This is a genomic window from Thermomonospora echinospora (genome assembly GCF_900108175.1).
Classification (GTDB): Bacteria; Actinomycetota; Actinomycetes; order Streptosporangiales; family Streptosporangiaceae; genus Thermomonospora; species Thermomonospora echinospora.
This window is the reverse complement of record NZ_FNVO01000002.1, coordinates 445,525-468,778: the sequence shown is the minus strand read 5'-3', so window position 1 is coordinate 468,778 and position 23,254 is coordinate 445,525. Positions and strand designations below refer to the sequence as shown.

The 23,254-nt window shown below is 72.8% G+C and carries 28 protein-coding genes and 1 tRNA gene; 20 read left to right on the top strand and 9 right to left on the bottom strand.

Features of this window, described 5'->3' with window-relative positions; all coding sequences use genetic code 11:
* Window positions 1–101: 101 nt before the first annotated feature.
* Window positions 102–485 carry a hypothetical protein gene (locus tag C4U03_RS06440; protein WP_103936705.1) on the bottom strand — a complete coding sequence of 128 codons (384 nt, stop codon included), beginning with the start codon at window positions 483–485 and terminating at the stop codon, window positions 102–104.
* On the opposite strand from C4U03_RS06440, the gene C4U03_RS06435 reads away from it, so the two are divergent.
* The 5 genes from C4U03_RS06435 (at window position 469) to C4U03_RS06415 (ending at window position 4,865) form a co-directional block, all read left to right on the top strand.
* Window positions 469–867, top strand: a complete 399-nt coding sequence (locus tag C4U03_RS06435) for a hypothetical protein (protein ID WP_146087270.1) — start codon at window positions 469–471, stop codon at window positions 865–867. The two genes, C4U03_RS06440 and C4U03_RS06435, sit on opposite strands and share 17 nt — an antisense overlap.
* Before the next feature lie 113 nt (window positions 868–980).
* Window positions 981–1,556 (top strand): YqgE/AlgH family protein, encoded by a 576-nt coding sequence (locus C4U03_RS06430; protein WP_103936703.1) that lies wholly within the window; start codon window positions 981–983, stop codon window positions 1,554–1,556.
* 10 nt (window positions 1,557–1,566) lie between these two features.
* Complete coding sequence (locus tag C4U03_RS06425) at window positions 1,567–1,818, top strand: DUF3039 domain-containing protein (protein ID WP_103936702.1); 252 nt, start codon at window positions 1,567–1,569, stop codon at window positions 1,816–1,818.
* A 183-nt stretch (window positions 1,819–2,001) separates the two neighbouring features.
* A complete protein-coding gene (locus tag C4U03_RS06420) occupies window positions 2,002–3,030 on the top strand; it encodes a zinc metalloprotease (protein WP_103936701.1) in 1,029 nt (342 codons plus the stop codon).
* Window positions 3,031–3,113: 83 nt separating this feature from the next.
* Window positions 3,114–4,865, top strand: coding sequence for a DEAD/DEAH box helicase (locus C4U03_RS06415; RefSeq protein ID WP_103936700.1), 1,752 nt, complete (start codon window positions 3,114–3,116; stop codon window positions 4,863–4,865).
* A gap of 201 nt (window positions 4,866–5,066) precedes the next feature.
* On the opposite strand, the gene C4U03_RS06410 is transcribed toward C4U03_RS06415, so the two are convergent.
* The 3 genes from C4U03_RS06410 to C4U03_RS06400 form a co-directional block, all read right to left on the bottom strand.
* Window positions 5,067–5,594 carry a gluconokinase gene (locus C4U03_RS06410; RefSeq protein ID WP_103936699.1) on the bottom strand — a complete coding sequence of 176 codons (528 nt, stop codon included), beginning with the start codon at window positions 5,592–5,594 and terminating at the stop codon, window positions 5,067–5,069.
* 7 nt (window positions 5,595–5,601) lie between these two features.
* Window positions 5,602–6,180, bottom strand: a complete 579-nt coding sequence (locus tag C4U03_RS06405) for an isochorismatase family protein (protein WP_103936698.1) — start codon at window positions 6,178–6,180, stop codon at window positions 5,602–5,604.
* A gap of 80 nt (window positions 6,181–6,260) precedes the next feature.
* Window positions 6,261–7,634: a nicotinate phosphoribosyltransferase gene (locus C4U03_RS06400; protein WP_103936697.1), complete on the bottom strand. Its 1,374-nt coding sequence runs from the start codon at window positions 7,632–7,634 to the stop codon at window positions 6,261–6,263.
* A 71-nt stretch (window positions 7,635–7,705) separates the two neighbouring features.
* Between C4U03_RS06400 and clpS the strand changes: the two genes are divergently transcribed.
* From clpS to C4U03_RS06355, 8 genes are all read left to right on the top strand, one after another.
* Window positions 7,706–7,999, top strand: a complete 294-nt coding sequence (gene clpS, locus C4U03_RS06395; RefSeq protein ID WP_103936696.1) for an ATP-dependent Clp protease adapter ClpS — start codon at window positions 7,706–7,708, stop codon at window positions 7,997–7,999.
* A 33-nt stretch (window positions 8,000–8,032) separates the two neighbouring features.
* Complete coding sequence (locus C4U03_RS06390) at window positions 8,033–8,569, top strand: DUF2017 domain-containing protein (protein WP_103936695.1); 537 nt, start codon at window positions 8,033–8,035, stop codon at window positions 8,567–8,569.
* Between the two features lie 93 nt (window positions 8,570–8,662).
* On the top strand, window positions 8,663–9,760 hold the full coding sequence (locus C4U03_RS06380) for an MEDS domain-containing protein (protein ID WP_160146914.1): 1,098 nt from the start codon (window positions 8,663–8,665) through the stop codon (window positions 9,758–9,760).
* Complete coding sequence (locus tag C4U03_RS06375; RefSeq protein ID WP_103936692.1) at window positions 9,757–10,722, top strand: sensor histidine kinase; 966 nt, start codon at window positions 9,757–9,759, stop codon at window positions 10,720–10,722. Before C4U03_RS06380 ends, C4U03_RS06375 begins: the two co-directional genes overlap by 4 nt.
* A 45-nt stretch (window positions 10,723–10,767) precedes the next feature.
* On the top strand, window positions 10,768–11,172 hold the full coding sequence (locus C4U03_RS06370; protein WP_103936691.1) for a Mov34/MPN/PAD-1 family protein: 405 nt from the start codon (window positions 10,768–10,770) through the stop codon (window positions 11,170–11,172).
* Between the two features lie 216 nt (window positions 11,173–11,388).
* A complete protein-coding gene (locus C4U03_RS06365; protein WP_103936690.1) occupies window positions 11,389–11,688 on the top strand; it encodes a MoaD/ThiS family protein in 300 nt (99 codons plus the stop codon).
* On the top strand, window positions 11,688–12,635 hold the full coding sequence (locus C4U03_RS06360; protein ID WP_103936689.1) for a PLP-dependent cysteine synthase family protein: 948 nt from the start codon (window positions 11,688–11,690) through the stop codon (window positions 12,633–12,635). The genes C4U03_RS06365 and C4U03_RS06360 overlap by 1 nt, the downstream gene beginning before the upstream one ends.
* A gap of 107 nt (window positions 12,636–12,742) precedes the next feature.
* Window positions 12,743–13,429: a nucleotidyl transferase AbiEii/AbiGii toxin family protein gene (locus tag C4U03_RS06355; protein ID WP_103936688.1), complete on the top strand. Its 687-nt coding sequence runs from the start codon at window positions 12,743–12,745 to the stop codon at window positions 13,427–13,429.
* Window positions 13,430–13,442: 13 nt separating this feature from the next.
* On the opposite strand, the gene C4U03_RS06350 is transcribed toward C4U03_RS06355, so the two are convergent.
* Window positions 13,443–14,846 carry a DUF3825 domain-containing protein gene (locus C4U03_RS06350; protein ID WP_103936687.1) on the bottom strand — a complete coding sequence of 468 codons (1,404 nt, stop codon included), beginning with the start codon at window positions 14,844–14,846 and terminating at the stop codon, window positions 13,443–13,445.
* Window positions 14,847–14,980: 134 nt separating this feature from the next.
* On the opposite strand from C4U03_RS06350, the gene C4U03_RS06345 reads away from it, so the two are divergent.
* The 6 genes from C4U03_RS06345 (at window position 14,981) to C4U03_RS06320 (ending at window position 19,348) form a co-directional block, all read left to right on the top strand.
* Window positions 14,981–15,781: a thioesterase family protein gene (locus tag C4U03_RS06345; protein ID WP_103936686.1), complete on the top strand. Its 801-nt coding sequence runs from the start codon at window positions 14,981–14,983 to the stop codon at window positions 15,779–15,781.
* An 85-nt stretch (window positions 15,782–15,866) separates the two neighbouring features.
* Window positions 15,867–16,679 carry a glutamate racemase gene (murI, locus tag C4U03_RS06340; protein ID WP_103936685.1) on the top strand — a complete coding sequence of 271 codons (813 nt, stop codon included), beginning with the start codon at window positions 15,867–15,869 and terminating at the stop codon, window positions 16,677–16,679.
* Between the two features lie 29 nt (window positions 16,680–16,708).
* On the top strand, window positions 16,709–17,458 hold the full coding sequence (locus tag C4U03_RS06335) for an MBL fold metallo-hydrolase (protein ID WP_103936684.1): 750 nt from the start codon (window positions 16,709–16,711) through the stop codon (window positions 17,456–17,458).
* A gap of 63 nt (window positions 17,459–17,521) precedes the next feature.
* Window positions 17,522–18,241, top strand: a complete 720-nt coding sequence (gene rph / locus C4U03_RS06330) for a ribonuclease PH (RefSeq protein WP_103936683.1) — start codon at window positions 17,522–17,524, stop codon at window positions 18,239–18,241.
* Window positions 18,238–18,855, top strand: coding sequence for an RdgB/HAM1 family non-canonical purine NTP pyrophosphatase (rdgB, locus tag C4U03_RS06325; RefSeq protein WP_103936682.1), 618 nt, complete (start codon window positions 18,238–18,240; stop codon window positions 18,853–18,855). Before rph ends, rdgB begins: the two co-directional genes overlap by 4 nt.
* A gap of 49 nt (window positions 18,856–18,904) precedes the next feature.
* Entirely contained in the window at window positions 18,905–19,348 is a 444-nt protein-coding gene (locus tag C4U03_RS06320; protein ID WP_103936968.1) for a ribosomal protein L7/L12, read from the top strand.
* An 8-nt stretch (window positions 19,349–19,356) separates the two neighbouring features.
* Here the strand turns inward: C4U03_RS06320 and C4U03_RS06315 are convergent, their stop codons facing one another.
* From C4U03_RS06315 to C4U03_RS06305, 3 genes are all read right to left on the bottom strand, one after another.
* Window positions 19,357–20,196 carry an MEDS domain-containing protein gene (locus C4U03_RS06315; RefSeq protein WP_235017672.1) on the bottom strand — a complete coding sequence of 280 codons (840 nt, stop codon included), beginning with the start codon at window positions 20,194–20,196 and terminating at the stop codon, window positions 19,357–19,359.
* Window positions 20,197–20,327: 131 nt separating this feature from the next.
* Window positions 20,328–21,257 carry a sensor histidine kinase gene (locus C4U03_RS06310; RefSeq protein WP_103936680.1) on the bottom strand — a complete coding sequence of 310 codons (930 nt, stop codon included), beginning with the start codon at window positions 21,255–21,257 and terminating at the stop codon, window positions 20,328–20,330.
* On the bottom strand, window positions 21,254–22,102 hold the full coding sequence (locus tag C4U03_RS06305; RefSeq protein ID WP_235017671.1) for an MEDS domain-containing protein: 849 nt from the start codon (window positions 22,100–22,102) through the stop codon (window positions 21,254–21,256). The genes C4U03_RS06310 and C4U03_RS06305 overlap by 4 nt, the downstream gene beginning before the upstream one ends.
* 327 nt (window positions 22,103–22,429) lie before the next feature.
* Here C4U03_RS06305 and C4U03_RS06300 point away from each other — a divergent pair.
* A tRNA-Leu gene (locus C4U03_RS06300) sits at window positions 22,430–22,513 on the top strand.
* A gap of 105 nt (window positions 22,514–22,618) precedes the next feature.
* On the opposite strand, the gene bcp is transcribed toward C4U03_RS06300, so the two are convergent.
* A complete protein-coding gene (gene bcp, locus C4U03_RS06295; RefSeq protein ID WP_103936678.1) occupies window positions 22,619–23,086 on the bottom strand; it encodes a thioredoxin-dependent thiol peroxidase in 468 nt (155 codons plus the stop codon).
* Window positions 23,087–23,254: the final 168 nt, after the last annotated feature.

Sequence of the window (23,254 nt, the reverse complement as noted above, 5' to 3'; positions counted from 1 at the left end):
CACGCGTCGGCTGGCCGGGGTCCGGTGCTTGGGCTCTCGGCGGGGTGGCAGCCCTGTGCCGCTCGGCGGCTCGTTGCCGTGGGGCCGGTGGCCGGCGTGGGTCAGGAGGCGTCCTTCTTGGCGAAGACCTGCTCGCGGCGGCGCGGCCAGATCCCGCCGTACCAGAAGACGATGACGCCGGTAATCAGGGCGGCGATGCCGGTGATGGCGCGGGCCCACAGCACGCCGGAGTCCGCCCCGGTGTGCGGCAGTTCCTCGTCGGTCGGGGCGCCGACGGGGGACCGGCGGCAGTCGGCCGTACGGGTCGCCTGCTCCACCGGCTCGTTCCGCCAGGTGACGGTCACCCTGGTGCGCCGGTCCTCGCGCAGGGTGAGCTGCGTGGTGCGGGTCTGCCCGGCCGCGATGCGGTCGCCCTTGGGCGCGGTGCCGTCATTGGTCTCGACCGTGTAGTCCTGGGTGGTGGTGCCGGTGTTGCGGACCGTCACCTCGACCGTGCGGCCGGGGCAGTCGACCCGGCCGACCGCCACCCGCAGCGGCTGGGACGGGGCGCTGGGCGAGGCCGTGACGGTCGGCGCGGCGGGCGGCCTGGTGGGGGTCGGGGTCCTGGTGGGGGAGGGCGACCTGGTCGGCGTCCGGGTGGGCGACGCCGAGCGGCTCGGGCTGCCGCTGGGACTCTCGGTGGTGAGCGCCGTGGGGCCGTTGCCGGGCGACGGGGTCTCCGACGCGCTCGAACTGGACGACGAGTCGCGCAGCAGCATCGGCACCACGAGCATCAGCCCGATGACGAAGAACACCGCCGCGATGATGACCCTTGGCAACTGCATCGCGCTCTCCCGCCCGCGTAAAGTCCGCGCCCGCTGGTGCTAGATCATTCCCTGTCCGGTCAATATTCTCCCGATACCCCGATCGACGGGAATTCATAACGGCCCAACTCGGTGGGGTGTGTGCGGGGGCCGGTCGGCGCCGAGCATCATGGAGGCATGGACGACGGCATCGCGGTGGGGCGCCTGCTCGTGGCGACCCCCCAGCTCGAGGACCCCAACTTCCGGCGCAGCGTCGTCCTGGTGGTCGAGCACGACGAGGTGGAGGGCACCTTGGGCGTCGTTCTCAACCGGCCGACGGAGGTTCCCGTCGACCACGTGCTGCCGCCGTGGGCCGAGCTGGCCACCGGGCCCAGCGTGGTCTTCCAGGGCGGCCCGGTGGCGCTGGACAGCGCGCTGGCCCTGGCCCGCGTCCCCGGCGAGGACGAGCCGCTGGGCTGGCGGGCGCTGGACGGCGACACCGACGTGGGACGGGTGGGGCTGGTCGATCTGGACGCGCCGCCCGGGCTGATCGCGGCCGAGGTGATCCAGTTGCGGGTGTTCGCCGGCTACGCGGGCTGGGGCGCCGGGCAGTTGCAGTCGGAGATCGAAGAGGGCGCCTGGTACGTGGTGCCGGGCGAGGCGGGCGACGTGTTCGCCGGCGACCCGGAGCGGCTGTGGCAGGCGGTGCTGCGCCGGCAGTCCGGCGACCTGGCCTTCGTCGCCACGTTCCCGGACGATCCCAGCCTCAACTAGGCTGGTCAGGGTGAGTACCAAGATCCTTCCCGACAGTGACGTCCGGCCCGACCTGTCCCACGGCGACGGCGATCACGAGCGCTTCGCGCACTACGTGCAGAAGGCCAAGATCACCGAGAGTGCGGTGACCGGCACCCCCGTCATCGCGCTGTGCGGCAAGGTCTGGGTGCCCAACCGGGACCCCAAGAAGTACCCGGTCTGCCCGGAGTGCAAGGAGATCTACGACGGGCTCAAGCCCGGCGGCGGCGACGGCGGGGAGTGACCCGTCTCGGCCGGCGCCCTCCGACCCGGCCGGCCACCTGATGCCCGATGCTGCGGCAACATCCCCGCTGACCATGGGATAGTGCAATCCGTAGCCATGCGGTAGCGACGGGTCGGGGGATTCATGGGCCGGTGTGGCGCACAGATCGGAATCTGCGCGTTGTTGGTCACGGGGAGTGCCGTCATGGGCACCAGCGGTACGCGTGTCGTGCCGCCTCCCGAGGAACGCCCGGTGGCCGCCTCCCTGCCGGCCGTCCCGGTGCGCGCCGCCGCCGACCGGCACTGCGCACCATGGGCGCACGCTCCACGGTGGTCCGCGGCGCGTCGCACGACGGCCTTCACACCCGGGACGGGGCTGTTCCGGGAGGACCCGTACGGGCTCGTGCCGTGGCCGTTCGGCCGCGACCGTGCCACGCCGGACGGCGAACAGGTGACCGAGATGCTCACCGCGCTGCGCCAGGGACTGATCAGGCGGTACGGCACCGCGGACGAGGCCGCGATCGAGCGGGCCGCCCGGCTGACCGGGCGGATCAACGTCCCCGTCAGCTTCCACGTGCTCACCGACGGGCGGCGGGGCCGGATGTCCCGGGAGGCGGTCAGGCGGCAGATCGCGGTCCTCAACGCCGCCTACTCGGGCCGGGGGCGGGGATCGGCGGACACGGGCGTGCGGTTCCGCCTGGTGAGCTATGACGTCACCGTCAACGCCGCCTGGTTCAGGCGCCCGCACCGGTACGAGCGGCCCATGAAGTCGGCCCTGCGCCGGGGCGGCGCGGAGACCCTCAACCTCTACTCGGCGGGGGTGGGGGCCAGGATCATCGGGCTGTCCACCTACCCGCACAACTACCGGGCCCGGCCCATCGAGGACGGTGTGGTGGTCGACTACCGCAGCTTCCCGGGCGGCGTGTACCGCAACTACTCCCGCGGCTACACCGCGGTCCACGAGGTCGGGCACTGGCTGGGGCTGTTCCACACGTTCGAGAACGGCTGCAACAGCCCCGGCGACGGGGTGGACGACACCCCCTACCAGGCGGTGCCGACCGATGGCTGCCCGGAGTCGAAGGACACGTGCCCGGAAGAGCCCGGCGCCGATCCCGTCCACAACTTCATGGACTACACCTGGGACACCTGCATGCACCAATTCACCCCAGGTCAGGGCCGCCGGATCCGGGCCTCGTGGCTGGTGTTCCGCACGTCGGCAGCCGACGCGAGGTAGGGGCGTCCGCCGCGTGCCCCATGCCCGCCGTCGGTGAGGCTCGGTACCCTGTCACTACCGTGAGCACCTTCGCTGCCTCGAGCATGCCTCCCGCCTTCCCCGAGCGAGCAGCATGGGGGACCGCGTCGTCATTGCGCGCCTGGCAGCAGCAGGCGCTGGAGACCTACTTCAGCCCGGCGCATGACAGCGGCCCGCGCGACTTCCTCACCGTCGCCACTCCCGGAGCCGGTAAGACCACCTTCGCGCTCCGCCTCGCCAAGGAACTGATCGACCGCAGGATCGTGCACGCCATCACCGTGGTGTGCCCCACCGAGCACCTCAAGCGGCAGTGGGCCGAGTCCGCGGCCCGGGTCGGCATCAAGATCGACCCGGAGTTCACCAACTCCCAGGGCAAGCTGGGCAAGGAGTTCCAGGGCGTCGCGGTCACCTACGCCACGGTCGCCGCCCGGCCGGCGCTGCACCGCAACCGCACCGAGATGCAGAAGACCCTGGTGATCATGGACGAGGTCCATCACGCCGGGGACGGCCTGTCGTGGGGCGACGCGATCCGCGAGGCGTTCGAGCCGGCGGCGCGGCGGCTGGGCCTGTCGGGCACCCCCTTCCGCACCGACATCAATCCCATCCCGTTCGTCCAGTACGAGGAGGGCCCGGACGGCATCCGGCGCAGCCGGGCCGACTACACCTACGGCTACGGGCCGGCGCTGGCCGACGGGGTCGTCCGCCCGGTGATCTTCCTGGCGTACGCCGGGGAGATGCGCTGGCGCACCCGGGCCGGCGACGAGCTGACCGCCGCGCTCGGCGAGCCGCTCACCCAGGACCAGACCGCCCAGGCGTGGCGGGCCGCGCTCGACCCCAAGGGCGACTGGATCAGGCAGGTGATCGCGGCGGCCGACCGGCGGCTCACCGAGGTCCGCCGCGGGGTGCCGGACGCCGGCGGGCTGGTGATCGCCACCGACCACGAGGCGGCCCGGGCGTACGCCAAGATGATCCGGTCGGTCTGCGGCCAGGGCGCCACCGTGGTGCTGTCGGACGACCCCACCGCCAGTAAGAAGATCAAGCAGTTCAGCGAGTCGCAGGACCGCTGGATGGTGGCCGTGCGGATGGTCTCCGAAGGGGTGGACATCCCCCGCCTGGCCGTCGGCGTGTACGCCACCTCCACCGCGACCCCGCTGTTCTTCGCCCAGGCCGTCGGCCGGTTCGTCCGCTCGCGCCGGCGGGGCGAGACGGCCTCGGTGTTCCTGCCGTCCGTGCCGGTCCTGATGGGGCACGCGGCGGAGATGGAGGCCGAGCGCGACCACGTGCTCGACCGTCCGCAGCGCGAGGGCGACGGCCTCGACGACGACCTGCTCAAGGAGGCCAACCGGCAGCAGGACACCCCGGACGTCGGCGAGGAGCTGCCGTTCGAGACCGTCGAGGCGTCCGCGACGTTCGACCGGGTGCTGTACGACGGCGGCGAGTTCGGCACCCAGGCCGCCCCCGGCTCGGTCGAGGAGGAGGAGTACCTGGGCATCCCCGGCCTGCTGGAGCCCGAGCAGGTGACCGCGCTGCTGCGGCGCCGCCAGGCCGAGCAGCTGGCCGCCCAGCGCCGCCGCAAGACCGGTGACCCCGTCGAGGACCGCAGGGCCGACCGCACCGCCGCCGAGGACCTGCACGAGCTGCGCGGGCAGCTCAACGGCCTGGTCGGCGCCTGGAGCCACCGCACCGGCAAGCCGCACGGTGTCATCCACAACGAGCTGCGCAACGCCTGCGGGGGCCCGCGGGTGGCGCAGGCGACCGCCGAGGACCTCACCCGGCGCATCGCCAAGATCCGCGAGTGGGCCGCCAAGCGCCGCTGAACGTACCGCCAAGCGCTGCTGAACGTACCGCCGGGCGCGGCGAGGGAACGCCGCCGGGCGCGGCGCCGAGATCTGCGAGTGGGCCGTCGAGCGCCGTTGCGTGCCGCCGGGGCCGGGAACGGGCCGTCCGTCCCGGATGTCGCAGGGTGGGCCGCCCGGCTTCGGACGCCGCTGAACGCCGGGGCGGTGGGCGGAGGCGGGTCAGGAGGCGGGGCGAGGGAGGTCGAGTGTCGTGAGGATGTGGCGGACGGCGTCCTGGGGCGAGCCGTCGATCGGGACGTTGACGGGGTGCTCGTCGGAGCCCGGCGGTTCCAGGTCGCGGAACTGGCTGCCGAGCAGGTGGGACTTGAAGAAGTGGCCCACCCTGGACAGCATCCGGCGTTCGATGAGCTCGCGGTCGCCGTCCAGGTAGACCAGCCGTACCGGGCCGGGCCTGCGGATCAGCCGGCGGCGGTAGGAGCGTTTGAGCGCCGAGCAGGCCACCACCGCGGGGGCGCCGGACTCCACCCGGGCGTCGATCCAGGCGGCGACGTCGCGCAGCCAGGGCTCGCGGTCGGCGTCGGTGAGCGGGACGCCTTCGGCCATCTTGTCCACGTTGGCCGGGGGGTGGAAGTCGTCGCCGTCGGCGAACTCCCAGCCCAGCTCCTCGGCCAGCAGCCGGCCGACGGTGGACTTGCCGGAGCCGGAGACACCGGTCACCACGATGACGGTGGGGGGCGATCCGTTCATGGGGCGATCATGCACGCACGACCGGGGTGCCGGCCAGCTCCACGCCCTCGTCGCGCAGCTGGGCGAGAGCCCGTTCGGTGGTGGGCGCCGCGACCCCCGCGGTCAGGTCGAGCAGGACCCTGGTGCGCAGGCCGGCGCGGGCGGCGTCCACCGCCGTGGCCCGCACGCAGTGGTCGGTGGCGATGCCCACCAGGTCCACCTCCTCGACCCCGTGCTCGCGTAGCCAGTCGCCCAGCGAGGCGCCGGCGTCGCAGACCCCCTCGAAACCGCTGTAGGCCGCCTTGCTGCGGCCCTTGCTGAACACCGCCTCGATCGGGGCCAGCGTCAGATTCGGGTGGAAGTCGGCGCCCGGCGTCCCGATCACACAGTGCGGCGGCCAGGTGTTGACGTAGTCGGGCTCGTCGGAGAAGTGCGCGCCGGGGTCCAGATGGAAGTCCCGGGTCGCCACGACGTGGTCGTACTCGCCGCGGTGTTCGGCCAGGTGCCGGGAGATGGCCGACGCCACGTCGGCGCCGCCGCCGACCGCCAGCGACCCGCCCTCGCAGAAGTCGTTCTGCACGTCAACGATGACCAGTGCCCTGCCCATGACCGCTCCTCGCGTTCGATCACCCCGACTATCAGGGACGCTACCCGACAGGGCCCGCCGGAACTCCTCCGTGGGCCATCTCACGGCATGGCGGCGGACGGACCTCCGTTGACGAACTCGGTGGGGATCGCCGGATCGCCGGCCGACAGCTGTAGCGCCGTGGCCGGCAGCTCCCGCACCGCCGCCGCGTGCCGTTCCCGGGCCGCCTCCAGCGGTTCGCCGCCGACCACCACGCCGCCCTTGACCAGCGGGACCAGCAGCGGCCGGTCACGCGGGCCCGAGGACGCCCGGTCGATGGGCGGGCCGGTCGAGACGACCTCCGCGCACGCCACTCCGTGACCGTCCAGCCGCCGCACCGCCGACTTGCGTCCGCCCCGGCTCGGCTTGCCCACTGACCGCTTGGCGACCGGCCGCATCGGCGCCCGCGGATCCTCGGAGTCGGCCCGCGCCACCAGCTTGTAGACCAGTGACGCGGTGGGCGCCCCCGACCCGGTCACCAGTGAGGTGCCCACCCCGTAGGCGTCGGCGGGGGCGGCGGCCAGCGCCGCGATGCCGTACTCGTCCAGGTCGCCGGTGACCACGATCCGGGTGTCGTGGGCGTCCAGGGAGTCCAGCAGGGCCCGTACTCGGCGCGCCATGGCGGCCAGGTCCCCGCTGTCGATCCGCACCGCGCCCAGCGAGGGACCGGCCAGCTCCACGGCGGTGCGCACCGCCCGTTCCACGTCGTAGGTGTCCACCAGCAGCGTGGTGCCCTTGCCCAGCGCGGTCAGCTGCGCCTTGAAGGCGTGCCGCTCGCTGTCGTGCAGCAGCGTGAACGCGTGCGCGCTCGTCCCCGCCGTGGGTACCCCGTACCGCAGGCCCGCCGCGAGGTTGGAGGTGTTGGCGAAGCCCGCCAGGTAGGCCGCGCGGGCGGCGGCGATCGCGGCGGCCTCGTGGGTGCGCCGCGAGCCCATCTCGATCATCGGCCGCCCGCCGGCGGCGTTGACCATCCGGGACGCGGCCGAGGCGATGGCGCTGTCGTGGTTCAGCACCGACAGCACCAGCGTCTCCAGCAGCACCGCCTCGCCGAACGTGGCCTCCACCACCATGATCGGAGATCCCGGGAAGTAGCACTCGCCCTCCGGGTAGCCCCAGATGTCGCCGGAGAAGCGGTAGTCGGCCAGCCATGCGGCGGTGGGCTCGTCCACGATGCCGCGGGAGGTGAGGAACCGCAGTTCGCGCTCGCCGAACCGGAACTCCCCGAGCGCCTCCAGCAGCCGGCCCACGCCCGCGACCACGCCGTAACGGCGCCCGGTCGGCAGGCGCCGGGCGAAAACCTCGAACGCCGCGCGCCGTCCGGCCGTACCGCTGCGCAGAGCGGCCTGCAGCATCGTCAATTCGTATTGATCGGTCAGCAGCGCCGTACTGTAGCCAAGGTCCACGAGTGGAAGACTACGGACCGGTGTGTGCACCATGGATGGGCAGGCCGTCGTATGGGGGAGGGGGCACTCGCGATGAGCGCGGCGACGAGCACGCGGACGAACCGATGACCGCGCCCGCGCCGGTGGAACTGGACCGGCCGAGGTCACAGGAGGATCAGCGGCCCGATCTGCCGTGGCTGGCGATCGTTTGGAACGACCCGATCAACCTGATGTCGTACGTGACGTACGTGTTCCAGACGGTGTTCGGCTACCCGAAGACCAAGGCCGAGAAGCTGATGCTCGACGTCCACCACAAGGGGCGGGCCGTGGTCGCCAGCGGCACCCGCGAGGAGATGGAGCGGGACGTGGAGATCCTGCACTCCTACGGCCTGTGGGCCACCGTCAAGCGCGATGACTGACCCGGTGTCCGGAAGGTCTGCGGAAAGAGGGGCATGAGCGAGGTCAAGCGGGTTCGGCGGGGGATCCGGCTGCGGTTGGACCCCGAGGAGGCCGCGCTGGTCCGGATGATGGCCGAGCAGTTGCTCGCGCTGCTCGGCGAGCCCGACGAGCCCGACAGGAGCGCCGATCCACTGGCCGCGGCCCTCGGCATCTCCGAGCACGCCGAAAAGCCCGACGATCCGGTGCTGGCCAGGCTGTTCCCCGACGCCTACGCCGAGGACGCCGGAGCGGCCCGGGAGTTCCGCCGCTACACCGAGATGGGGCTGCGCGACGGCAAGCGCGAGGCCGCCGGGATCGTGCTGGCCACCGTGCGCTCCGGCGAGGACGTCATGCTCGACAAGGAGCAGGCGCAGGCGTGGCTGCGGGCCCTCAACGACGTGCGGCTGGCCCTCGGCACCCGGCTGGACATCACCGAGGAGTGGTACGAGGAGGTCGCCGAGCTGGACCGGGACGACCCGCGCTTCGCCATGTACGCCGCCTACGACTGGCTGACGATGCTCCAGGAGCAGCTCGTCCAGGCGCTGTTCTGAGCACGGCGGGCGATTACGGAAAGTCCGGGACACATTGCGGCGCGTACCGGATACTGGGGGGCAGGCTCGACGACCTTCCGTGAGGGAGCCCGTATGTCCTCCATCCCGAGGGGGGACGACCCCCCGCGCCGCGGCCGCCTGCTGCGCCTGCTGCGCAGGCCCGCCGGACCGCAGGACGGCCCGTCCCACCGGCTCGCCGGGCCGGCCGCCGATCTACCCGCCGGTTTGTCCGCCGATCCTCCTGCGGGGCTGGACGGCGGCGGGCCGCGCCCGCCGGGGGACCTGTCCGACGAGGCCGACCGGATCCCGCACAAGCCGGTGGGCGCGATGGTGTTCGGCGACCACCTGAGCCTGTCCTACAACAGCGACGAGGAACGGCGGGCCGTCCTGACCGACTACGTGCGGGACGGCCTGCGCGCCGACCACAAGATCATCTACATGTCGGACGACCGTCCCGCGCCGGCCGTGCTGGCCTGGCTGCGCGACGCCCCCGGCGCCGCCGGCCTGGACCTGGCCGGCGCCATGGCCGGCGGCCGGTTCGTGGTACGTACCGCCGAGGAGGCCTACATGGCCACCGGCCGGTTCGACCCCGACGAGATCATCTCGCTGGTGGCCACCGAGATCGAGCTGGCCCTGACACAGGGCTACCGGGGGGTGCGGGTCACCGGCGAGGAGACCTTCTGCCTGCGCGGCTGGCCCGGCACCGAGCGGTTCGCCGAGTTCGAGCGCAAGATCGACCAGGTGTTCCGCACCTCCCGGGTCAACGCCATGGCCATCTGCCAGTACGACCGGCGCTGGTTCGACGGGCCCCGGCTGCGCCGGCTGGAGTCCCACCACATGGGCCGGGTGCGGGTCAACGACTGCTTCGACGACGGCACGCTGCGCATCACGCCGACCTTCACCCCGCCCGGCCTGCGGCTGGCCGGGGCGATCGACGAGTCCACCTTCCCCGCGGTGCAGGAGGCGCTGCGGGCCGCCGGCGGGACGGCCGGGCACCTGTGCCTGGACCTGTCCCGGCTGGAGTTCTGCGACATGGCCGGGCTGCGCGCCCTGGTCGGCGCGCGGCGGTCCGGCAACGGCATGGACCGGCAGGTGATCCTGCGGGAGGTGCCCGACCATCTGGCCCTGATGTTGCGGATTGCCGGCTGGGACTCGCTACCCGGCGTGTACGTGGAGGAGGGGACCCGATGAGGACGAGGCCCGTCGCGCCGTCCGTCAGCGGCCGGGACGTGCTGGTGCACCGGGCGCTGACGTACGGCTCCGACGCCGAACTGGCCGACGGCGCCGTCCCGTACCTGCGCGACGGCCTGCGCCGGGGCGACGCCGTCGTGGTGATCACCGGCCCCGGCAACGCCGCGCTGCTGCGCGAGCGGCTCGGCGCCGCGGCCGGGCCGGTGGAGTTCGTCGACTCGGCGGCCTGGTTCCAGGCGCCGGTGCAGACGCTGGCCGCCTACCACGAGCACGCCCGCCGGGACTGGTGGCCGCGCGGGCGGCTGCGGCTGCTGACCGAGCCGGTCTGGGCCGGGCGCACGCCGCTGGAGATCCGCGAGTGGAAACGCCACGAGGCCATCCTCAACGTGGCCTTCGCCGGCACCCCCAGCATGATCTGCTGCGCCTACGACACCCGCGAGCTGCCCGCCGACGTCATCGAGGACGCCGCCCGCACCCATCCCGAGCTGGTGGTGCGGGGCGCCGCCCGGCCCAGCCCCGGCTATGTGGACCCGGCCGACTTCTACGACGAGTGCAACGCGGTGCCGCTGCCGCCGCCCCCGCGGGAGGGGGTCGCCGAGCGGTCCTTCGCCGGCGGCGGGCTGCCCGGCCTGCGCGACTTCACGGCCGCCGAGGCCGGCCGCCGCGGTCTGCCGCAGGAGCGGATCCTGCCGCTGGTGCTGGCGGTCAACGAGGTGGCCACCAACATCATCCGGCACGGCGGCGGCCGCGGCCGGGTGCGGCTGTGGGCCGACGGAGACGAGCTGGTGTGCGACGTGATCGACCCGGCCCGGGCGCTGCGCGACCGGTTCCTGGGATACCAGCCGCCGCAGCCGAGCCGGCCGGGCGCCGGCATGTGGGCGGTCCGCCGGCTGTGCCACATCGTGCAGATCCGTTCCGGCGACCGGGGCACCGTGGTCCGGCTGCACACGCGGCTGCACTGACGGCCGCCGACCGGCCGGTCACCGGGGGCGGGTAGCCTTCGGGTCATGCTGACGATCGAGCGGGCCCTGTATGACAAGATCGTTGCGCATGCGCGCGCGGACCACCCTGACGAGGCGTGCGGGATCGTGGCCGGCCCGGTCGGCTCGGACCAGCCGACCAGGTTCATCGCGATGACGAACGCCGAGCGCTCCCCGACCTTCTACCGCTTCGACTCCATGGAGCAGCTGCGGGTATGGCGGGAGATGGACGACAACGACGAGGAGCCGGTCGTCATCTACCACTCCCACACCGCCACCGAGGCCTACCCCTCCCGCACCGACATCTCCTACGCGTCCGAGCCGAACGCCCACTACGTGCTGGTATCCACCCGGGACCCGGAGGCCGAGGAGTTCCGCTCGTTCCGGATCGTGGACGGCGAGGTGACCGAGGAGGAGGTCAGGGTCGTCTGAGGTCACCGGGCCTCCCGCTGGCCTGCGGCGCGACCCTCGGTAAACTCGGCGTCATGTCTGTCCCGCCTGTGCAGAGCTTCCTGTTCGGGCACTGCCGTGCCGAGGTCGTCTACGACTGTTCCTGAGCCGCCCGCCGCAGCCCTGGAATCGCCCGGCGCGCCCCCGTGTTGACACCCACGGGCGCTGGGCCCGTATGACGCTAAGGAGATCATCGCGATGGCGATCGAGGTCCGGATCCCGACGATCCTGCGCAACCTCACCGACGGTGCCAAGGCCGTCGAAGGCAAGGGCGGCTCGCTCGACGAGCTGATCACCGATCTGGACTCCCGCCACCCCGGGCTGCGCGACCGGCTGGTCGACGCCAAGGGGCTGCGGAAGTTCGTCAACGTCTACCTCAACGACGAGGACGTCCGCTTCCTCGGTGGCCTGGACACCGAGGTCTCCGACGGCGACACGGTCACCGTGCTGCCCGCGGTCGCGGGGGGCGCGGCGGACCTGCCCGGTGGCCGGCGGTAATGCGCTTCGACTCGCTGCTTGACTCCCTCGGCCGTACCCCGCTGGTGGGGCTGCCCCGGCTGTCCCCGTCGGCGGAGGTACGGCTGTGGGCCAAGCTCGAGGACCGCAACCCCACCGGCTCGGTGAAGGACCGCCCGGCGTTCTGGATGATCGCCAAGGCGGAGAAGGAGGGGCTGCTCACCCCCGGCTGTACGATCCTGGAGCCGACGTCGGGCAACACCGGCATCTCGCTGGCCATGGTGGCGCGGCTGCGCGGCTACCGGATGGTCTGCGTGATGCCGGAGAACACCTCCGCCGAGCGCCGGCAGCTGCTGCGGATGTGGGGAGCGGAGATCATCTCCTCGCCCGCCGCCGGCGGCTCCAACGAGGCGGTGCGGGTGGCCAAGCGGCTGGCCGCCGAGCATCCCGACTGGGTGATGCTCTACCAGTACGGCAACGAGGCCAACGCGCTGGCGCACTACGAGACCACCGGCCCGGAGATCCTGGCGGACCTGCCGGGCATCACCCACTTCGTGGCCGGGCTCGGCACCACCGGCACGCTGATGGGCGTGGGCCGCTACCTGCGCGAGCAGGTTCCGGACGTCAAGATCGTGGCGGCCGAGCCCCGGTACGGCGAGCTGGTGTACGGGCTGCGCAACATCGACGAGGGCTTCATCCCCGAGCTGTACGACGACTCGGTGCTGACCACCCGCTTCTCGGTGGGCTCCAAGGACGCGCTGCGCCGCACCCGCGAGCTGCTGGAGCAGGAGGGCATCTTCGCGGGCATCTCCACCGGAGGCGCGCTGCACGCCGCGCTCGGCATGGCCCGCAAGGCCGTCAAGGCCGGGGAACGCGCCGACATCGCGTTCATCGTCGCCGACGGCGGCTGGAAGTACCTGTCCACCGGCGCCTACGAGGGCACCCTGGAAGAGGCCGAGGACCGTCTCGAAGGGCAGCTCTGGGCCTAGCCGCCCCCGCCGGCCGGTCCGCCTCCTCGGGCGGTCGTGGTCTGCCGCCCGAGGCGGCCCGCCGTCGGTGACACTGGGACTATGACGACCGCTCAGGAGTCCGTCCCGTGAACGACGCCCTGCAGCGCAGGCTGATCGAGGCCGGCGCCGCCGTGTGTGCCGAGTTCTGCCTGGCGCTGGCCGGCGGGCACGCGCTGCGGGCGCACGGGCTGATCGAACGGGCCAGTGAGAACATCGACCTCGCCGTCACCGAGCCGCTGCCGTTGCCCGAGGTCGCCGAGGCGGTGGCCGCCGCGTACCGCGGTCACGGGTTCGAGGCGCGGGTCGGGGAGCCGGACGGCGACGCCTACGCGGGCCTGACCGTCGGCGATCCGGCGACCGGCGAGGTCTGTGACGTCAATCTGCTCAAGGTGCCGTTGCGGATGCGGCCCGTGCGGGTCGGCCGCTGCCCGGTCGTCGCCTACGAGGACGCCATCGGGCTGAAGGTCGGCGCCCTGGCCGGGCGGCTGGTCGCCCGCGACCTCGTCGACGTGGCGTCGGTGGCCGGCGACTACGGCTACGAACGGCTCGAATGGCTGGGCGGCTGCAACGCCCCCGACTTCTGCCTGGAACGGCTCGCCGACCGGCTCACCTGCCACGAGCTGATGCCCGAGGCCGAGTTCGAACGGTACGGGCTGGACGAGGCGGCGATCCGGCGGGTCAAGCGGTTCGCCGCCGAGTGGGCGCACGACATCAACATGCGGCTGTACGAGGACGCCGCGTTCGAGAAGGACGGCACCGACCTGGACCTGTGAGGCCCAGGGGACGTCAGGAACCGGCGGGCGGGGTGAGCCAGTCGCGGGGACGGGACAGCTGGCGGGCCCGGGCGTAGGCGGTGCCGAGGTCCAGCAGCATGTGGCCGCGGTAGGCGTCGTGTGCGTCGTCACGGGTGATCAGCAGGGCCGTGTCCACCGACTCGGGGGTGGTCAGCGACAGCGGCAGCAGCAGTTGCACCCGCTCGGCCGCCGGGTCCCAGCAGGGGACCGCCGCCCGGTAGTCCTGATGGACGCGGGCCTCCGCCCGGCGTACCGCGCCCTCCAGCACCAGGCCCGCCTGGTAGGGGTTGGAGTTCAGCGGCGCGGGCAGCGCCGCCAGGTTCTCGGCCGACTCCAGCAGTTGCCTGGGGTGGACGATCAGCTCGCGGCGCCAGTCGTACACCAGGTCGGCGGGCTCCTCGGCGTAGCCGGCGGGCCGGGGCAGCTCGGCGAAGCGGTCCTGCAGCTCCCGCTCGGACTCCGGATACCAGCCCTGCAGCCGCCACGGCGCCCCGTCAGGGTCGCGGCTGGGGACGAACAGGCCGTAGATCGCCTCCTGCTGGGCGGTGACCAGGCCGGTGTTGAAGACGCTGTGCGTCCCGTCGTCGGCGGTGACGATCCGGCGCTGCCGGTGCAGCCGCTCGAAGGCCCACTCGACGTACTCGCGCAGCACCCAGGTGTCGTCGGCGCGGGCCGCCCGGCCCGGACCGCCGCTCCAGTCCTCCGGCTCGGCGAGCCTGGCCAGCAGGTCGAAGAAGTCCTCGCCGGAGGTCGCCGCCGGATCGCTGTCGGCCCGCAGTGGCCCGAGCGCGGCGTGCTTGTAGAGGGCGCGCTGGGGGCGCCGCGCGGACGAGCCGGCGGCGACCGGTGCCTGAGGGACCGCGGCCGACGTCTCGTCCAGGTAGGCGCGGTGCGTCCCGGACCCACCCGACACTGAGGTCCCCGAGCCGGTCGGGGCCGTCGCGCCGGCGCCGTCGTAGGGGGACGCCAGCCCCGTGGCGGCGATGAGGGGATGCACCGAGCCGACCGTGCCCAGCGGCGCTCCGGACTGCACGCCGTTGCCGCTGAGGGCCGTCGAGGCGTCCGAGGCCGTCACGGCTCCGGAGCCGTTCGAGCCCGCGGCGACCGCGGATCCGGAGTCATAGCCGGTCTCGTAGCCGGTCTCGTAGCCGGTGGCCCCGGAGCCGGTGTCGTAGGCAGTGGGTTCGGAGCCGGTGTCATAGGCGGTGGGAATCGCGCCGGAATCGTAGGAGACCGAGCCGGGGTCGTAGTCGTAGTCGGCCGGGTGCGGGCCGGAGGCGCCCGGGGCGGACGCGGCGGCGGAGTACGAGGACGCGCCAGAACCGCCGAACGGGTGCGGACCGCCGGTGCGGCCGGGGTCGTGGTAGGCGGTGGACTTCGATTCGTGCAGCGTCACAGATCTACTCCGGCGTCGATGAGGCCACCAGGGTAGTTGGTGCCGTCCGGGTCCCTTTCACGGTGGTCGCAAGGGCCTCGTAAAACCACAGGAGGTAGGGTGCGACTCGAACGTGATTCTAGAAGGGTGCGGAGATGAGCGGGTTCGCAGAGGCCACCGCGGTCAGCAAGGTCGCCGAGGGACGCTACACCGCGGAACTCGACGGGGGATACCGGATCGGCGAGGCGCTCAACGGGGGCTACCTGATGGCCGTCCTGCTGCGGGCGGCGGTGGACGCGTCCCCGCACGCCCACCCGGTGGCCACCAACACCGCCTTCCTGCGGGTGGGCAGGCCCGGCCCCGCCGAGATCAGCGTGCAGACCCGCAAGACCGGCCGTACCGCCGCCACCGCCTGGGTCACCCTGTCACAGGGGGACGTCCCGATCGTGGATGCGCAGGTCACCACCGGCACCCTCGACCCCGACGCCGAGCCGTCCTGGGCCGGGCAGGCCCCGCCCGCGCTGCCGCCGCTGGAGGAGTGCGTCGGCGGCGCCCCCTCCCTCGCCAAAGACCGGGGCTTTGCCGACAGGGTGGACATGCGTTTCGACCCGGCCACCATGGGCTGGCTCGACGGACAGCCCTCCGGGCGGCTGGAGATGAGCGGCCACTTCCGGCTGCGCGACGACGACTACGCCCCCGACGCCTACCTGCTGGCCCTGGCCGTGGACGCGCTGCCGCCCGTGGTGCTCAACACCGGCTCCCCCGGCTGGGCGCCCACCGTCGAGCTGACCTGGCACATGCGCGCCGTGCCCGCCCCCGGCGCGCTGACCCTGTACGGCGGCGGGCGGATGGTGCGCGACGGCTGGTTCGACGAGGAGGTGGAGGTGTGGGATTCGGCTGGACGGCTGGTCGCCCAGAGCCGCCAGCTCGCCAGGGTCGGCCGCCAGACGACGTGACCGCCCCAGGTGACGGTCACGTGAACATGTGATGTGCGACGCAACATGCGCTGTACACGGGCCGGGTCGCCTAGCCTAATGGACCATGTCCAACGCGCCGATCGGGGTATTCGACAGTGGCTACGGGGGTCTGACCGTGGCCCGCGCCATTCTCGATCAGCTGCCGGACGAGCCGATCCTCTACCTGGGGGACTCGGCACGTCAGCCGTACGGGCCCCGGCCGATCGCCGAGGTCCGCGCGTTCGCCCTGGAGATGCTGGACCGGCTGGTCGCCGAGGGCGTCAAGATGCTGGTGATCGCGTGCAACAGCGCCAGCGCGGCCATGCTGCGCGACGCGCGCGAGCGCTACGACGTGCCGATCGTGGAGGTCATCAAGCCGGCCACCCGGCGCGCGGCGCGCGCCACCGCCGTCGGCCGGGTGGGGCTGATCGCCACCCACGCCACCGTCACCAGCCGCGCCTACGAGGACGCCTTCGCCGCCGCACCGCACATCGAGCTCACCAGCGTCGCCTGTCCCCGCTTCGTGGAGTTCGTGGAGGCCGGTATCACCAAGGGGCCGGAACTGCTCGCGGCGGCCCGCGCCTACCTCCAGCCGATCATGGAGGCGGGCTGCGACGCCCTCATCCTCGGGTGCACCCACTACCCGTTGCTTACCGGCGTCATCTCGTACGTTGTGGGGGACGGGGTCACACTGGTCTCAAGTGCCGACGAGACCGCCAAGGACGTATACCGAGTGCTTCAAGACCAGGGCCTGGCCCGTACCGAGGCCGCCTCCCCACCCGTGCACCGGTTCCATGTCACCGGTGATCCGGAGGTCTTCGCGAGGCTGGGGCGCCGGTTCCTGGGCCCGGAGATCGGCCGGGTCGAGGCCGCCGCGGGGCCCGCCCTGACCTCTTGATTTCCTCGGGCTTAGAGGAGGAGTTGAGCGTGCGGGTCACTGTGATCGGCTGTTCCGGCAGCTTCCCCGGACCGGAGAGCCCGGCGTCCAGCTATCTGGTCGAGGCGGACGGCTTCTCGCTGCTGCTCGACCTGGGAAACGGCGCGCTCGGCTCCCTGCAACGCTTCCACGACGTGCTCGACATCGACGCGATCTGTTTCTCCCACCTGCATCCCGACCACTGCCTGGACCTGACGGTGTACTGGATCGCCCGCGTCTACTGCCCGTTCGGGCGGGCGCCGCTGATCCCGGTGTACGGCCCGACGGGCACGGCCGACCACATGGCCAAGGCCTACGAACCCGAGCCCAACCCCGACATGGGGGTGGCGTTCGAGTTCCACGGCTTCCCCGCCGGGCCGTTCGACCTGGGGCCCTTCCGGGTGACCGCCGCACTGATGAACCATCCGGTCGAGGCGTACGGCCTGCGGATCGAGCATGGCGGCAGCGTGCTGGCGTACTCGGGTGACACCGGGCGGTGCGACGCCCTGGTCGACCTGGCCCGCGACGCCGACCTGTTCATCTGCGAGGCGGCGTTCGTCGAGGGCCGCAACAACCCCCCGGACATGCATCTGACCGGCCGTGAGGCCGGCGACCACGCGGCCCGGGCGGGCGTCGACCGGCTGGTGCTGACCCACCTGCTGCCCTGGAACGACCCTGCGGTCACCCTGGCCGAGGCCAAGATGAGCGACTACGCCGGCATGATCGAGCTCGCCCAGGTCGGCACCGTCTACGACCTTTGACGCGCCGGAGGGAACGCTCCGGGGCGGCGGAACGGGTGGCGGCCGGGTACTAGGGTGAGGCGTATGGCTCGTCCTGACGATCGTGCACCCGACCAGCTCCGGCCCGTCCGCATCCAGCGCGGCTGGCTCGACCACGCCGAGGGCTCCGTGCTCGTCGAGTTCGGCGGCACCCGCGTGCTGTGCGCGGCCTCGGTCCAGGACTCGGTGCCCCGCTGGCGCCGCGAGAGCGGCCTCGGCTGGGTGACCGCCGAGTACGCCATGCTGCCCAGGGCCACCAACACCCGCAACGACCGCGAGTCGGTCAAGGGCCGGCTCGGCGGGCGCACCCAGGAGATCTCCCGGCTGATCGGCCGGTCCGTCCGGGCCTGCCTGGACTTCAAGGCGCTCGGCGAGAACACCGTGGTGCTCGACTGCGACGTGCTGCAGGCCGACGGCGGCACCCGCACCGCCGCGATCACCGGCGCGTACGTGGCGCTGGCCGACGCGGTGGCGTGGATGCGTGCCCGCAAGATGACCAAGGGCGACCCGCTGATCACCTCGGTGGCGGCGGTCAGCGTCGGCCTGATCGACGGCGAGCCCAGGCTGGACCTGTGCTACGCCGAGGACGTCAAGGCCGGCACCGACATGAACGTGGTGGCCACCGGCGACGGGCGGCTCATCGAGGTGCAGGGCACCGCCGAGGGCCGGCCCTTCGACCGCGCCGAGCTGGACGCCCTGCTGGACCTGGCGCTGGGCGGCTGCGCCGAGCTGACCCGGCTGCAGCGCGAGGCCCTGGCCCGATGACGCGGATCGTGCTCGCCACCCGCAACGCCGGGAAGATCGCCGAACTGCGCCGCATCCTGGACGGCGTCGAGGTCGTCGGGCTGGAGGAGTTCCCGCAGGCTCCCGACGTCCCCGAGACCGAGTCCACCTTCGCCGGCAACGCGCTGCTGAAGGCGCGCGCCATCGCCGCGCACACCGGGCTGCCGGCGGTCGCCGACGACTCCGGCCTGTGCGTGGACGCGCTGAACGGGATGCCCGGGGTGCTGTCGGCGCGCTGGTCGGGACGGCTGGGCTCGGCCACCGGCGACAAGGACCGCGCCAACCTGGAGCTGGTGCTCGACCAGATCGCCGACGTGGCCCCCGGGTTGCGCGGCGCCCACTTCGCCTGCGCGGCGGCGCTGGTGCTGCCGGACGGCACCGAACGGGTCGTCGAGGGCCGGATGACCGGGCAGCTGATCGACGCGCCCCGGGGCACCGGCGGCTTCGGTTATGACCCGATCTTCGTCCCGGACGGTGAGAGCCGTACCTCGGCGGAGCTGTCGCCGGAGGAGAAGGACGCGATCAGCCATCGGGGCAAGGCGTTCCGGGTCCTCGCCGAGATCCTCCCCGAGGTGTTGGCCACCGGCTCGGTCTGACCGGCGACGGCCGCCACCGACAGGGGCACGGCCCTCTACAGTGGCGGTCATGTCCTCGACCACCATCCTCATCCTGGTCGGCCTTCCCGTCGGCGCGATGATGCTGGGCTTCATCGCGATCACCTTCGCGGCGGGACACGCCGCCAGGTCGTCGGTCCGGCCCGTCAAGGGCGCCCCCGGCGGGCCGCCGTCGCCGGAGGCGTTCACCAGAGCTCAGGCGCTCCTCGATCGTGGCAAGAAGATCGAGGCCATCAAGCTGATCCGTGACGACACCGGAATGGGCCTGAAGGAGGCCAAGGACTACGCCGAGGCGATGCAGGACGGCCGGATCCCGGGGCCGCCGGCGGCATCGCCGCACGGCGCCGGGCTGCTGTCCGAACGCGTCCGCGCCTTCCGGGACGCCGGTGACCGCGACTCGGCGGTCGCGCTCGTCCAGGCCGAGACCGGGATGAACCGCGAGGAGGCCGTCCGCTTCGTGGACGCCCTGGACTGACCCGGCCCTCAGTTGCCCGGATGCGGGGCGCCCAGCCGCAGACCGGGCAGCATGTCCCAGCCGACCGCCTCGACGACCGAACGCAGCCGGGCCGACATCCGGTCCAGCACCAGCGGCCCGTGCCCGGGACGGCGGGTGGCCGCCCCGGCCAGCATGCTCAGCGCCCCCAGGTCGATGAACTCCAGCTCGGCCAGGTCCAGATGCACCGGATCGCCGTCGGCGCGGGCCAGCACGCTCGACAGCGCCTGGCTGAACACCGCGTGCCGGGAGGCGTCCAGCTCCCCGCCCAGTGCCAGCCCCGCCGGATGGAACGTGCGGTCGATGCGCAGCACCGAGTCCGCGAAGTCGGGATCGGCGGTGACCGCCACCGCGTGCGCCTCCTCCAGCGCGGCCAGCTCCCCGGGTGCACAGGCCCGGCGGTCCAGCTGGCAGATCGCGATGGCCGAGGTGCTCGGCCCGATCACCCGCTCGATGTGCCGTTCGCAGTCCAGCGCCAGCTCCAGCCCGCCGGGGCGGCGCAGCACCCAGGTCAGGTCGGTGACGATCCGCACGGCCCGGCAGCCCGACCGGTCCGCCTCGGAGATCTCCGACGCCAGCGCCCGCGCCAGCACCCGCGGGTCCACGGCCCCGGAATCGCCCAGGCCGACCACGGCCACCTGGTCACCGCCGGCCATCTCGGCACCCTGCGGCCCGCCCAGCAGGACGACCCTGTCCCCCTCGGCCAGGCCCGTACGGACGAACGCGCCCACCACATGGCGGTGTTCGTCCTCACCACCGAAGGCCAGCCAGGCATGGTCGCCCGGCCGCAGCTCACCGACCGGCCTTCGGACAGACCAGAGGGAGTCCATCGCACCCTTCACCGCCATCCCGCCGAAGCGCCTCCAGCGTACGCCCGGGCCCCACACCCTCAGTAGCGGACCTGTGACCAGGTTTTATGGCTATCTGAGACGCACGTGCACGCGGCATGCGGACCGGCGGGTCAGGGACGCACCACCATGCGGACGAACGTGCCGTCCCGGCCCGCGTACAGCCACACCCTGTCCATCAGCAGCCGCACCGTCCACAGGCCGAACCCGCTGTCCAGGGCGGACCCGGGCGGCACCAGGCCGGCCGGCGCGCCCGGCCGCCAGCGGCCGTGATCGCCGACCTCGCAGACGAACTCGCCCGGCCGCGTCCACACCCGTACCCCCATCGGGGGAGCGCCGTGCTTGAGCGCGTTGGTCGCCACCTCGGTGACGGCCGTCTCCAGTGCCACGACCCGGCGGCCGTCCAGCCCGTGTCCGCTCGCTCGCGCGGCCACGAACCTGCGCACCTGGTACAACTCCTGCTCGGAGCCGAACGGCAGGTACTGCGCGTCCGACGGCGGCGGGGTGCGCGGCACCCGGTCGCTGTCCGTGCCGAGCCCGGCCGGTTCGGCGTACTCGCCGCTGGCGTACTCGGCGCGGCCGTCGATCAGCCACGGATGGGTGCGCCGCGCATGCCCGATGATCTCCGCGTCCACCGCGGTACGGTCGTAGGCACAGATCACTTGGGCGCCCGAGGCGGCGAACACCGCGTTCACCAGCGACTCGTAGCGCACCCACTCCATCGTCTCCGTCCGGTCGCCAGGCCAGATGTTCTCGCCCACCACCCGCAACCGGCGCGGCGCGTGCGCGCGCATGACCCGGTCGTACTCGTGCAGCGCCCGGACCGGATGCTGGTAGAACACCTCGGCGTCGATGAACGTCACGTCCCGCCCGTCCCGGCCCAGGGTTTCGCGCAACGCCTGCGACCGGGGCCTGGGCACCACCGCGAACACCGCGTCCCCGGCCTCCAGACCGGCCCGCAGATACGGCGCCGTCACGGCGAGATACTCGCCGACGTCCCCGTACAGCAGCGCGTTGTGCCGCAGGGACGTCCCGGGCGTCATCGCGCGCCGTCCCGGCCCCGCGCCAGCCCCGGCAGCCGGTGCCAGCCCACCGTCTCGATCACGCCGGCCACCTCCGCCGGCAGCCGGTCCAGCACCAGCAGGCCACCGTGCGGCAGCCGGGCCGCCTGGGCCACCAGCAGGTTCAGCCCCGCCAGGTCGAGGAAGCGCAGCCGCGAGCAGTCCAGGTGCACCCGCCGCCGGCCCCGCGCGGCCAGCGACAGCCGCTCGGCGAACACCATGTGCCGCGCCGCGTCCAGCTCCCCCTCCACCCGCAGCCCGTGCGGGTCGAAGGTCCGCACCACGCGCAGCACCCCGTCGTCGAACTCCGGATCCACTTCGACCAGCACCTCGTGGGCGTCGCGCAGCGCGGCCAGCCGGCCGGCCGGCACCCGGCGCCGGTCGAGCTGGCAGATCGCCATCGCCATCGTGCTGGGCGAGACCGCCGCGCCGAACCGGTGCTCGCAGCCCAGCACCGGCTCCGCCGCCTCCCGCACCGCCCAGCTGAGGTCGGTGGTGATGCGCACCGCCCGGAAACCCTGGTCGAACGCCTGCGACACCTCCTCGTCCAGGACGTCCAGCATCCGCTCCGGATCGAAGCGCCCGCCGGTCAGGCAGGCGGCCTCCCGGGACAGCACCCGCAGCTGGCCGCTCCTGACGAAGTCCTGCGGGTCCGCTCCTGTCGGCCAGCGCACGCCCGGCAGGTTCGCCGGATCGGTGTCGGTGACGTAGACGACCTTCTCCTCGGTGGCGAGCCCGTCGGTCACGAACGTGCCCACGATCCGCTCCCGCTCCTCGCCGCCGCCGAACGCCAGCCAGGCGTGATCCCCCGGACGGAGCTGCCCCACCGGCCGCACGGTGAAGAAGCCGTCCCCGCGAGGTCCACCACCGTGGCCGCAGACCCGTTCAGCGTACGCCCCGTCCGGCGTTCCGGCAGGCCGATGCATCAACCGTCACCCCGCAAAGGTGGGCATCCGTCGTCCTCGGGCCGCCGGCCTGGATCCGCGCCGCCGGGCACGGCGACCGCGCCGCCCGTGCAGGCCAGCGTAATCCCGTCGGGCTGTCGCGAACGTCCCGATTTTTCACATCGCCATAACCCGCCCGCCCCCAGCCTCGTCCCCCTGCGCCGGCATCGCCGGGCGGCTAAGCTGTGCACGCGGCTTCAGCGCCATCAAGCGGGCGTGGCGAAATAGGCATACGCGGCAGACTTAGGATTTGCTGGTGGTAACACTGTGGGGGTTCGAGTCCCCCCGCCCGCACGGCTGAGGGTGCGCGGTCCCCGGGGACGGGGCGAGCGCACCAAGCGACCGGCACCCCACGCGGCGGCGTGCCCCGACCCGGACCAGGGCACGCCCGGAACGCCCCTACAGGCCGAGGTCCTTGCGGAGGCGGTCCACGTGGCCGGTGGCCTTCACGTTGTAGTAGGCCTTTTCGACCTTGCCTTCGGGATCGATGACGAAGGTGGAGCGGATGACGCCGACGACGACCTTGCCGTAGAGCTTCTTTTCGCCGTAGGCGCCGTAGGCCCGCAGGACCTCGGTGTCGGGGTCGGACAGCAGGGGGAAGGTCAGGGCGTCGCGGTCGCGGAACTTGGCCAGCTTGGCGGGGGTGTCGGGGGAGACGCCGATGACGGTGGCGCCCGCGGCCTGCAGTTCGGGCAGGCTGTCGCGGAAGTCCACCGACTCCTTGGTGCAGCCGGGGGTCATGGCCGCCGGGTAGAAGTAGAGGATCACGCGCTTTCCGCGCAGCGACGCCAGGGACACCGGGTTGCCGTCGGCGTCGGGAAGCTCGAACTCGGGGGCGACGTCGCCGGGCTGCAGCCGCTCGGACACCAGTTCCGCCTTTCGCTCGGACGGTCAGGGAGCGCCCGCGGAGCGGGGACCGCCTGACCCGCACTTCGGAGGTCTGGGGGACGCCCCCAGGGCACTCTGGTCAGATCACCACCGTACCGGTGGCGCGGGGCGGGTTCGGCGGGGTGGCGGGGCGCCGCCGGCCCGTAC

Bases quoted from the DNA above. Each gene is read 5' to 3' on its own strand.
- C4U03_RS06430 (WP_103936703.1), top strand. From the start codon at position 981: ATGGACGACGGCATCGCGGTGGGGCGCCTGCTCGTGGCGACCCCCCAG.
- C4U03_RS06420 (WP_103936701.1), top strand. From the start codon at position 2,002: ATGGGCACCAGCGGTACGCGTGTCGTGCCGCCTCCCGAGGAACGCCCG.
- C4U03_RS06415 (WP_103936700.1), top strand. From the start codon at position 3,114: ATGCCTCCCGCCTTCCCCGAGCGAGCAGCATGGGGGACCGCGTCGTCA.
- C4U03_RS06410 (WP_103936699.1), bottom strand. From the start codon at position 5,594: ATGAACGGATCGCCCCCCACCGTCATCGTGGTGACCGGTGTCTCCGGC.
- C4U03_RS06405 (WP_103936698.1), bottom strand. From the start codon at position 6,180: ATGGGCAGGGCACTGGTCATCGTTGACGTGCAGAACGACTTCTGCGAG.
- C4U03_RS06400 (WP_103936697.1), bottom strand. From the start codon at position 7,634: ATGGTGCACACACCGGTCCGTAGTCTTCCACTCGTGGACCTTGGCTAC.
- clpS (WP_103936696.1), top strand. From the start codon at position 7,706: ATGACCGCGCCCGCGCCGGTGGAACTGGACCGGCCGAGGTCACAGGAG.
- C4U03_RS06390 (WP_103936695.1), top strand. From the start codon at position 8,033: ATGAGCGAGGTCAAGCGGGTTCGGCGGGGGATCCGGCTGCGGTTGGAC.
- C4U03_RS06380 (WP_160146914.1), top strand. From the start codon at position 8,663: ATGTCCTCCATCCCGAGGGGGGACGACCCCCCGCGCCGCGGCCGCCTG.
- C4U03_RS06375 (WP_103936692.1), top strand. From the start codon at position 9,757: ATGAGGACGAGGCCCGTCGCGCCGTCCGTCAGCGGCCGGGACGTGCTG.
- C4U03_RS06370 (WP_103936691.1), top strand. From the start codon at position 10,768: ATGCTGACGATCGAGCGGGCCCTGTATGACAAGATCGTTGCGCATGCG.
- C4U03_RS06365 (WP_103936690.1), top strand. From the start codon at position 11,389: ATGGCGATCGAGGTCCGGATCCCGACGATCCTGCGCAACCTCACCGAC.
- C4U03_RS06360 (WP_103936689.1), top strand. From the start codon at position 11,688: ATGCGCTTCGACTCGCTGCTTGACTCCCTCGGCCGTACCCCGCTGGTG.
- C4U03_RS06345 (WP_103936686.1), top strand. From the start codon at position 14,981: ATGAGCGGGTTCGCAGAGGCCACCGCGGTCAGCAAGGTCGCCGAGGGA.
- murI (WP_103936685.1), top strand. From the start codon at position 15,867: ATGTCCAACGCGCCGATCGGGGTATTCGACAGTGGCTACGGGGGTCTG.
- rph (WP_103936683.1), top strand. From the start codon at position 17,522: ATGGCTCGTCCTGACGATCGTGCACCCGACCAGCTCCGGCCCGTCCGC.
- rdgB (WP_103936682.1), top strand. From the start codon at position 18,238: ATGACGCGGATCGTGCTCGCCACCCGCAACGCCGGGAAGATCGCCGAA.
- C4U03_RS06320 (WP_103936968.1), top strand. From the start codon at position 18,905: ATGTCCTCGACCACCATCCTCATCCTGGTCGGCCTTCCCGTCGGCGCG.
- C4U03_RS06315 (WP_235017672.1), bottom strand. From the start codon at position 20,196: ATGGACTCCCTCTGGTCTGTCCGAAGGCCGGTCGGTGAGCTGCGGCCG.
- C4U03_RS06310 (WP_103936680.1), bottom strand. From the start codon at position 21,257: ATGACGCCCGGGACGTCCCTGCGGCACAACGCGCTGCTGTACGGGGAC.